Raw genomic sequence first — 7208 nt, 5'->3', positions numbered from 1 at the left:
GGTTTATTTGAGATGCTTATTTTTAAGAGTATGCTTTTATTTTAGGAATGTTTTGATCCGATGAGTCGAAAGCTCAGGTTGTGCTCACTCTTAAGTTGATGGGCATGGGGGTAATAAAGTGAATTGATAATTATGCCATTCACAAAAATGGTTGGTTTGTAATAATGAAGGGGAAAACGAAAATGACGAAAATATCTATAGAAAAAGCTACAATTTTAGATGCTGAGAAATTAACAGAAATAATGAAAAGAACATTTGATGCAGAAGCAAAACAATGGCTATACGGCCAAGATGATGTCATTGATTATAACATTCAACCGCCAGGATATTCTTCAGTTGAAATGATGGAATATTCCATTGAAGAATTGGATTCTTTCAAAGTTGTAATGGATAAAGAAATAATCGGAGGGATAATAGTTACGATTTCTGGTAAGTCGTACGGTCGAATTGATCGTATTTTTGTAGATCCTGTTTATCAAGGAAAAGGAATTGGATCACATGTTATGAAATTAATAGAAAAGGAATATCCGAACATAAAGATTTGGGATCTCGAAACATCTAGTAGACAAATTAACAATCATCACTTTTATAAAAAGATGGGTTACCAAATGATTTTTGAATCGGAAGATGAGTATTGTTACGTGAAAAGAATAAAAACAAGCTCAAACAAAGCGAGTGTAGTTACAAATAAAGATATGAAAAATAGTCAATACGAAAACTGTAATTTAGCAAATACAGAGTATTATCAAGTGAATTTAAAAAACAGTTCATTTGTTGGTAGCAATATAATGAATATGAATATGAGTAATTGTAATGTAAGTCAATCCAAGTTTAGAAATATAAATTTTAGAAGGTCATCATATGCAGATTTAAATCTTTCTGGCAGTAAATTTAATTTGGTGACTTTAGGTGGAGTGCAATTTAAAAATACAAGTCTCGGAGATGAGAAGGAACCTATTGTATTCGATAAATGTGATTTGGAAGGTAGCACTATAAGTAATAGTAATCTGAAAAATATTGAAATAGAAAATTGTGATATAGTCGGCATGAAACTAAATGGTATTCTGATTGAAAATTTGCTTGATTTATATAACAAGGTGAAAAGTTAACCAAATCCATATAGTCGTTAATATTTTTGGAAATTAAGTATTATATCGAAATAATTATGTAAAAATGACATAAAGAAATACGGGCGAGAAGTTCATTCGTGAACGTTTCTAGAATACACACAAATATATTGTTATTTATATGGAGGAGAGAAAGATGGGAATCAACGTTAGAGCAGTAGAAATACAAGATGCTAGAGCAATTCATCGTATATGTATACAGGATGACGTTTTACCGTATATGGTTTTCTTACCTAGCATGCGTGTAGAAGCTATGGAAAATAGAATTCGAAATTTAGCACCAAATCAATTTGAATTTGTTGCAGAATATGATGGAGAAGTTGTTGGGTTTGTAGGTTTAACACAAAGTCCGGGCCGAAGATCTCATTCAGGCGATTTATTCATTGGAGTAGACAGTGAATATCATAATAAAGGAATTGGGAGAGCACTTCTTACGAAGATGCTTGATCTGGCTGATAATTGGTTAATGTTAGAGAGAGTAGAACTAGGTGTGTTAGAAACGAATCCAAAAGCAAAAGCTTTATATGAAAAATTTGGATTTGTAGAAGAGGGAGTAAAGATAGGGAATTTGAAAGCTCATGGAAAGTTTATTAATGAAATTATGATGAGTCGTTTTAGACCGAATGGTTTAATTGTACATAATGAATAGTTAAAAGCATGACAGTATACTGTCATGCTTTTTTATTAGAACTTGGCTGCAATAAAAATAATACTAAACCAATAAAAATAACGGTAATTCCTAGTCCTTGTTGTAAAGAAATGGTCTCATGTAATATAAAGTACGCTAGTATACAAGTGCCAATTGTTTCACCTAAAATACTCATTGAAATTACAGTAGCACTCATCCATTTTAATAACCAATTAAAAATGGTTTGTCCTAAAATTGTAGCAATGAAAGCTAATCCAATAAAGCACAACCAAGTTTGTGTAGAGTAATGGATGAAAGATTCTTGTTGCGTGAAAGCAAATATGCCAAGAAAGCCAGCACTACTTCCATAACTAATTACTGAATAGGGTATAAGTGACAAATCTTTACGAACGTGTTGGCTAATGAAAAAATAAGCAGTAATGATACCGGCAGCAATAAATGCTAAAATATCTCCATATAAAGCTTCTCCACTAATTTGGAAATCTTGCCAGCCAATGATGATACTACCTGAAATAGCGATGAGGCAACCAATAACTGCTCCTTTCGTAAATCTCTCCTTAAATAAAAAATAACCACCAATCATTGAGAACAAAGGTTGTAACGTTACGATAACTGTAGAGCTTGCTACAGAAGTATATTGTAATGATTCAAACCATAGTACATAATGTGCAGCTAAAAATAGCCCAGATACGAATCCAAGTGCCCATTGTTTTTTCGTTAAAGTTTTTAGCTCATTTCGACTATTTTTATTAAATAGTAATAACGGTAACAGAATTAGTGTGGCAAAGAATAATCGGTAAAAAGCAATGATTGTCGCAGGAGCATCTGCCAATTTTACAAAAATTGCTGAAGTTGATAAGGCGAATACACCAAAAAATAAGATGCAATATGAAAGAATAGTTGATTTCAAAGTTTGTCCCTCCGATAGAATGTTTATTATAATAAACTTAATGCGATATAATGTACAAAAGTAAGTATATAAGTCCCGGAGATAATAGGGAAGGGTTATTTGCCTTTGTTTAGTATGTCAGCACAAAGACAACGAAACATGCATTATGATGGACGAAAGGAAGTTTTACTATGATACATGATAGGCTTGGACAAACAGTATTAAGTTATCGTAAGAAAAATAATATGACAATTCGTGATTTCGCTGATTATGCGGGGATTAGTACATCACTAATTAGCCAAATTGAAAGAGGACATGCTAATCCTTCTTTAAATGTTTTGGAATTAATTGCAAAAGCATTAAATGTACCGCTGTTTACACTTTTTATTAACGATATTGATACAGATTCGCTCATTTCTAAGAAAAAAGATCGAAAAAAAGTATATCGGGAAAACAATGATCACATTGTATATGATGTATTAACACCTGATTTTATGAAAGCACGTATTGAAATGTTAATGATGGATTTAAATAAACAAGCAAATACAACAGAAAGCCATTATTCCCATGAAGATAAGGAAGAGATTGCTGTTATTATGAAAGGGGAAGTGTATGTGGAATTGGAGGGAAAAGAATATTTTTTAGAAGAAGGCGATGTTGTACGTATTCCACCGAATGTGAAGCATCGATTTTTGAATAAAAGTGATGAATCGAATCACATTTTATTTGTCCTGACACCATCTTTAGGATGAAAATATAGTGATTTTTATTAGGAGAGGAAAAAATGGAAAACAATGGAAAACAAAAGTATTTTAAAAGGCGGTCTTTCAATTATTTCTCAATGTAAAAAAGAAACAAATGATATTTGGCATGCACATTTTGGAGCAGCTGCAATTGCTAGTTATTTTTTTATGAAAGATAATAATATTGATGAAGAAACAGCTCGTAATATGTATTCGCAAACAAGGATGATGCTGAACAAGAAAAAAATTGGTGAGATGATTGATGATAAAAAAGAAATAGATTTTAAAATTGCGGAAAATATGATTATAAAATCTTTAGAACAAACGATTGATGAGCTTCATTGGGTGGGGCATAACGTCATTTATGCGTCATTAAGTTTATTAGCTATGAAAGAGCTACAAAAATGGGGTGATAATCAAGCAATTGAAGGGATTACTACTCTTATTTTATCATTTCGAAAAACAATTCCGGGTAGATCGTGGATTGGTTATACGACGAAAGAAGTAAAACAATTAAGTTTTGAAGAGGAGATACAAAGTGAATTGAGTAATCCAACACAAGTATCTCAGTTCATTTTAAATGAGTTATCGAAATTTAATAGTATTTATCGAGCGGAATCACATCATGATTTAATTGGGCATTTGCTTACATACTCCCACGCAATTAATATAATGTACGATTTAGGACATATAGATATATTTCAACGAGGGATACGTCCGCTGTTAAAACTAGTATACGTACTAAGAGCTAGCCAAAAGCTCAAGCTGAATACGGAAATAACTTTACACTCACCTATAGATCGATTACCTTTAATTCAATCTAAACGTGCAAATATTTTACCAACTGAAAATATATTTTGGATAAAAGACTATAGTGAATTCGATTGGGATTTTGGTCATGTATTTAAATTCTCATATAGTTATTTTAATCATATACAGAGAGCTCCAAATTATAAAGATATCACATTAGAAAAATTCCGTTATGTTATTAATTCTTAATGAATGTTAATGATCTGTAAAAGGATGTTTAATCTAGTTTCTTTTTTTGTTAGTAGTATATTATTTTTTCAAATATGTAAGATTTTACATGCGTATTTTACTTTTACTAATTATGTAAGTAGGCTATACTGAAATACATACATTTTATTTTTGGAGAGATGTAAAACGACATGGAACTAGCGAAATTGGAAAAAGTAATTGAAATAAAAAAAGAAGAACTTTTATATTTAGTATCGGATTATGGAATTCAACATGAAAAAGTATTGGCATTGAGTCAAGAACTAGATAAATTAATCAATTACTTTATGTTTTTAAAATAAAGAGAACTATGACGGGGTTTGTAAATGTTATAGTTCTTTTTTATTAGGTAATTAGACAATATATTCAAATATATTGTCTAATTTCTTACAGAATGCGCAACTTGCTAGTCGAATATAAGGACTTTTGGTTATAATAAAAAGGAATTATTAATTGTATCGGTTAGGAGCGCAGCACATATGAAAACAGTTGTTGTTATCGGTGGAGGTATAACGGGACTTTCTACTATGTTTTATTTAGAAAAATTAAAAAAGGATTATAATATCGCTTTAAATTTAATTCTTATTGAGAAAGAAGAGTATTTAGGTGGTAAAATCCATAGTGTGGAAGAAAAGGATTTCATTATGGAGTCAGGAGCGGATTCAATCGTTGCTCGTAATGAATATGTTATGCCACTTGTAAAAGATTTAAATTTAGAAGATGAAATGGTATATAATGAAACGGGTATTTCTTACATATATTCTGAAAACATGTTACATCCGATTCCTTCTGATACTATATTTGGGATACCGATGAGCGCCCGGTCGTTGTTTAGCAGTACGCTAGTCTCAACGAAGGGGAAAATCGTAGCTTTAAAAGATTTTATAACGAAAAATAAAGAGTTTACGAAAGATACATCACTTGCTCTATTTTTAGAAAGTTTCTTAGGGAAAGAGTTAGTGGAAAGACAAATTGCTCCCGTGCTTTCAGGTGTATATTCTGGTAAATTGAATGAGCTTACAATGGCATCTACATTACCATATTTACTGGATTATAAAAATAAGTATGGAAGTATTATTAAAGGTTTTGAAGAGAATAAAACACAATTTCAATCAGCAGGAAATAAAAAATTCGTATCATTTAAAGGTGGACTATCTACGATAATTAATCGCTTAGAAGAAGTGCTGACTGAAACTGTCGTAAAAAAAGGTGCTATAACGACGGCTGTAAGTAAACAAGAAGATCGATATGAGATTTCTTTTGCAAATCATGAAACAATACAAGCTGATTATGTTGTTTTAGCAGCTCCACATGATATAGCACAAACTTTATTACAGTCTAATGAGTTAAATGAGCAGTTTAATACATTTAAAAACTCATCTCTTATTAGTATTTATTTAGGATTTGACATACTAGATGAACAACTACCAGCTGACGGTACGGGGTTTATTGTAACGGAAAACAGTGATTTACATTGTGATGCTTGTACATGGACAAGTCGAAAGTGGAAACATACATCGGGTAAACAAAAATTATTAGTTAGAATGTTTTATAAGAGTACCAATCCGGTATATGAAACAATCAAGGATTACAATGAAGAAGAATTAGTACGAGTAGCTTTATATGATATTGAAAAGAGTCTCGGAATTAAAGGTGAACCAGAAGTAGTTGAAGTTACAAATTGGAAAGATTTAATGCCGAAATATCATTTAGAACATAATCAAGCGGTTCAAGCATTGCAAGAAAAAATGACAAATCTTTATCCAAATGTATATTTAGCTGGTGCCTCATATTACGGTGTTGGAATTGGTGCGTGTATTGGAAATGGAAAGAATATTGCCAATGAAATAATGGCTACATTAAATAAATAATACTGTAGAATAAATAAAAACTGTTCCTTCAGCAAAATGAAGGAACAGTTTTTATTTATTTTATTTGAATGGAAATTTTATTGTTTTTTACATTGTTTTCTTTTATTGTTAATGTTATTTCTCCAGATTCTTTAAATGAATACGGTGATAGTTGATAAATATCTTTTATATCATGTTTTTCTTGTAATTTACTTATCGGTATTAATACGATATTTGGCTTCCATGTTTCTTGTTTTCCTGAAGGATATTCTATAAGTATTACCGGATTTTTTAACTGCATTTTTTTCCAAGAGACGAAATATAGTTGAACTTCAGTATCTTTTTTTAATAATTCTTCGGAGAAATAACCGAATTCGCCTACATTACCGAAAACAGTGTAGTTTTGATTTTTTAATTTAATATCTAAATAACTAGGTTGATATGTTACTGCATGATAAGTTCCATATGAAAGTGAGAGTATGGCAGCGATTAAAATACCGATTGAAAATGTCTTAAAGCTATTGCCTTTAAAGTTAGTCATCATGAAAGAGTTTGGTGTGAATTTTTTTGCGAATAAAAAAATAAGTAATATGAGTAAGAGGGATAAGCCGATGAATATATACATAGGAAATTTACACCTCCACAATAAAATAATATATTAACTATATTTTACCATAAATGTATGGAGTAGGGTGGTTGTTTGGGAGAAGAAAATGAAGAAACAATTTTTTTTACAGTTCTTGATAATTTGAAATTCGATTTATGGAAATTATAGCGTCATGTTTGAGTAGTAATCAGAAGGTATCCAATTCGTGTATATAGAATAAAGACCTGCGGTAGTATGTCAACTGAAAAATAATATCTTTTGAAGTTATCAAAGGACAAATTGCTTAAAAAAGACATCACGAAACTAGACCAGTATTTTATGTAAAA

General features: G+C 30.8%; 8 protein-coding genes. 6 read left to right on the top strand and 2 right to left on the bottom strand.

All coding sequences use genetic code 11. The features are described from left to right. The first annotated feature begins 164 nt into the window (after positions 1-164). Entirely contained in the window at positions 165-1109 is a 945-nt protein-coding gene (locus MR168_RS31565) for a GNAT family N-acetyltransferase (RefSeq protein WP_043924656.1), read from the top strand. A 154-nt stretch (positions 1110-1263) separates the two neighbouring features. Further along, positions 1264-1776, top strand: a complete 513-nt coding sequence (locus tag MR168_RS31560; RefSeq protein ID WP_000512619.1) for a GNAT family N-acetyltransferase — start codon at positions 1264-1266, stop codon at positions 1774-1776. 22 nt (positions 1777-1798) lie between these two features. Here MR168_RS31560 and MR168_RS31555 read toward each other — a convergent pair whose 3' ends face one another. After that, positions 1799-2686, bottom strand: a complete 888-nt coding sequence (locus tag MR168_RS31555; RefSeq protein WP_000843092.1) for a DMT family transporter — start codon at positions 2684-2686, stop codon at positions 1799-1801. A gap of 170 nt (positions 2687-2856) precedes the next feature. On the opposite strand from MR168_RS31555, the gene MR168_RS31550 reads away from it, so the two are divergent. From MR168_RS31550 to MR168_RS31535, 4 genes are all read left to right on the top strand, one after another. Next, positions 2857-3417 carry a helix-turn-helix domain-containing protein gene (locus MR168_RS31550; RefSeq protein ID WP_000581028.1) on the top strand — a complete coding sequence of 187 codons (561 nt, stop codon included), beginning with the start codon at positions 2857-2859 and terminating at the stop codon, positions 3415-3417. 42 nt (positions 3418-3459) lie between these two features. Further along, complete coding sequence (locus MR168_RS31545; RefSeq protein WP_086389117.1) at positions 3460-4407, top strand: hypothetical protein; 948 nt, start codon at positions 3460-3462, stop codon at positions 4405-4407. A 170-nt stretch (positions 4408-4577) separates the two neighbouring features. Then, the gene (locus tag MR168_RS31540; RefSeq protein WP_000417698.1) at positions 4578-4727 is read left to right on the top strand and encodes an aspartyl-phosphate phosphatase Spo0E family protein; all 150 of its coding nucleotides are present in this window, start codon (positions 4578-4580) and stop codon (positions 4725-4727) included. Between the two features lie 177 nt (positions 4728-4904). After that, positions 4905-6296 carry a protoporphyrinogen oxidase gene (locus MR168_RS31535; protein WP_000860337.1) on the top strand — a complete coding sequence of 464 codons (1392 nt, stop codon included), beginning with the start codon at positions 4905-4907 and terminating at the stop codon, positions 6294-6296. A 55-nt stretch (positions 6297-6351) separates the two neighbouring features. Here the strand turns inward: MR168_RS31535 and MR168_RS31530 are convergent, their stop codons facing one another. Beyond that, complete coding sequence (locus MR168_RS31530) at positions 6352-6900, bottom strand: hypothetical protein (protein ID WP_000275232.1); 549 nt, start codon at positions 6898-6900, stop codon at positions 6352-6354. Between the last annotated feature and the right edge of the window lie 308 nt (positions 6901-7208).

The organism is Bacillus cereus group sp. BfR-BA-01356 (genome assembly GCF_022663635.1).
Taxonomy (GTDB): Bacteria; Bacillota; Bacilli; order Bacillales; family Bacillaceae_G; genus Bacillus_A; species Bacillus_A cereus.
Note: the sequence above shows the minus strand (reverse complement) of the source record. Positions and strands in the feature narration are given on the sequence as shown.